Annotated in this window: 3 protein-coding genes; all 3 read right to left on the minus strand. The window is 67.2% G+C overall.

All coding sequences use genetic code 11. The features are described from left to right. Nucleotides 1-348, minus strand: a 348-nt coding sequence (locus WAN02_RS24210; protein WP_422267158.1) for an ATP-binding cassette domain-containing protein, incomplete at its 3' end; no start/stop codon positions are given. Between the two features lie 269 nt (nucleotides 349-617). Then, on the minus strand, nucleotides 618-911 hold the full coding sequence (locus tag WAN02_RS24215) for a hypothetical protein (RefSeq protein WP_422267160.1): 294 nt from the start codon (nucleotides 909-911) through the stop codon (nucleotides 618-620). Between the two features lie 142 nt (nucleotides 912-1,053). Then, nucleotides 1,054-2,139, minus strand: coding sequence for an IS110 family transposase (locus WAN02_RS24220; protein ID WP_422267162.1), 1,086 nt, complete (start codon nucleotides 2,137-2,139; stop codon nucleotides 1,054-1,056). Between the last annotated feature and the right edge of the window lie 633 nt (nucleotides 2,140-2,772).

The raw sequence follows: 2,772 nt of genomic DNA on the forward strand, positions 1-2,772 counted from the left end.
GAGCCCAGTCAGGGTCGGCACCAAATTGAACGACTGGAACACGAACCCGATCCGGTCACGGCGCAGCTGGGTCATCTTCTTGTCCGACAGCGTCGTCAACTCGACATCGGCGATCCGCACCGAGCCCGAGGTCACGTCGTCGAGGCCGGCCAGGCAATGCATCAGGGTCGACTTGCCCGACCCCGACGGTCCCATGATCGCGGTGAACTGACCACGAACGAGCCCAACGCTGACACCCGCCAGCGCGTAGATCATCGTCTCGCCCGTCCCGTAGGACTTAACGACGTCGACAGCCTCGGCGGCGAGGGTGGGATCTCGGGGGACGTTCAGCGATGCTGCGAATGCCATGGGTCCCACCCTCCGCGGCGACACCGCATTGAAATGAACGGTGCATCTGCGAGGCATCCACCAGAGCCGGGCGACCCGCACAGAGCGGCGGCTAGAAGCGACTGCGGCAAGGCCAGTGTCGCACACTTTGCCCACCAGCTCGCGCGAGATACCACGCTCGACAACCGCGCGCCGCATGCCGATCTGAGTAGCACCAACACACCACCTCCGGCTAGGACGAACGCCGTGTCGACCACCATGAATCGAGGCTGATATGGAGTGCCTGTTCGTCAAGTGGGCGCGCCGAATTGGTCCTGCTTGTTGGGCAGGACGCGGAACTCCATTCCCGCGCAGCTGCCGCCGATGACGGCCCGCCCGGAGCCGGGGTCCAGGCTGGCCGAAGGCCACCCGAAGGGCGTGGCCTGGACACCGGTGAGGACGACGTCACGCTTCACGGCGTGCGGGGATGAGAGTGGGCGACCGTGGAGGCCGGGGTCGGAGGTCAGCGTGTCGTTGTACGACGCGTGGTCGAGGCTGATATGCGCGGGTTGGCTACCGCAGGACCGTGTGTTCGGCTGGAGCACTGCGCCGGTCTAAGCACGAGCGTCGCCCGGAATCCCGTTACCTAAACGGGTTCGTGCTGCTCCATAGCCTCGGGTGCGCGTTGGCTCCTCGCGCTGCGATCCTCGTTCTCGACCTCCACGGTCAGTCAGGGGGCCGGTGTCCTCAGTCGGGCAGCACCGCCAGCGACCAGCACCAGCCAGCCAGTTCACGAGCGACGGCGACGTTGGCGACCACCGACCGCTTCTTCCGCAGGTTCAGATTCACCCAGCGCTGGTGCAGCCGCTGGTTGCCGGCATGCCCGCGGGCCCGGGCCGCGGCCGGGGCCTGGTCCCAGCGGCGCTGCAGCGTCACACCGGGCCCCCGGTAGGTGGTGCGGTGATGCCAGGCGGCCTCGACCAGCAGCCGCCGCACGTGCGTGTTACCGGTCTTGGTGATCCCGCCCTGGGCTCGGCTCTGCCCGGAGGAATGCTCGCTGGGTATCAGCCCGAGGTAGGCGCCGATGCTGGCACCGGTGAACCGCTCCCAATCCCCGATCTCGACCGCGACGGCGAAACCGGTCAGCGTGGAGATGCCCCGCAGGCACGACAGCCGCCGCACCACCGGCGTGAACTCGCTGCCCTCAGCCAGCGCGGTGATCTTCTCATCCAGGCGGGCCCGGCGGGCCGTGGCCAACGCGACCGCCTCATACGCGTCCTCGAACGCAGCCTGCGTCGCGGCCGCGTCGAAACGCTGCTGGTGCAGCCACCGGTCGTGCAACACCGTCCACGCCTTGCCACCGCAATACACGATCCCGTGCCGCAGCAGCAGCTTCGACAACCGGTGCCGGGCCCGCATCAGATCCTGCCGACACGCCTCCCGCGCCCGGACCAAATCCCGCGCCGCTTCCTCGGCCGCGGTCGGGACCCGCACCGGCGTGACCTCGTCCAGGCGCAGCAACCTGGCCAAATGCATAGCGTCTCGCGCATCGGTCTTGACCCGGTCCCCGGCCGGGCGGTGCAGCTTCGAGGACGCCGCCACCTCGCACCGCATCCCAGCCGCGATCACCGCCCGCGCCAGGCCGAACCCGGTCGGCCCGGACTCATAGACCACCGCGCACGGACCCGGCAACCGGCCGATCCACTCCAGCACCTGCCCATGCGACGGCGTCAACCGCGCCTTGAACACCTCACCGGTCTGCCCATCGATCGCCGCCACGACGACCGACCGGGCATGCACATCCAGACCAACACTCGTACGCTCACGAAACACCGGGGCCTCCTGCCGTATGTCGGAAAGGCCAAGCACGGAACCGTCGCTTGGTAACCCACGAGAGTGCGTCAGCGAGGCCCCGGCCAGCAACCACCCACATCAGCGAGCGATCACTCCATACGGTCTAGGCCGCCAGCGAACCGTCGCGCTAGGAATCCTCTTCATGCCGGAGGCTGGAGATTCGCTCGTCGCACTCGGCATCCCGCAGTGGTTGTCGAACTACGTTGCGATTCGCTCAGCGCCAATGGGACGAGCCGATCTGTCTTCGTCGACGCCACGGCTTCCCGTCCGTCAGTGCTGCCGCTTCGTGGGACTTGGTGACTCCCGAGGTGGCGATTGACACTCATCACACCTCTCTTTCCAGTCGCGTACAGCGAGTGTTGGCGGCCATGCGTACTCGGCTCTGCAGAGACCGAGAACACGCGGCGCTGACGCGTGAGCGATCTCCAGTAGAGTGCTGCTGCGTCGAGGCCCAGACCGAGCTACAGCGCCAGTCGGTGCCGACAGCCGCTGTTGCGAATGCGGGCTAGCCGTATCGGCGTCGGTATCGAGTTGGCCTACCGAAACGCAACTTGCCGTTGACGAGAGAACCCCCGCCGTACAGAGTGATGAGATGAGGGGACGGTTGAAGGG

It is taken from the genome of Mycobacterium sp., assembly GCF_049281135.1.
Classification (GTDB): domain Bacteria; phylum Actinomycetota; class Actinomycetes; order Mycobacteriales; family Mycobacteriaceae; genus Mycobacterium.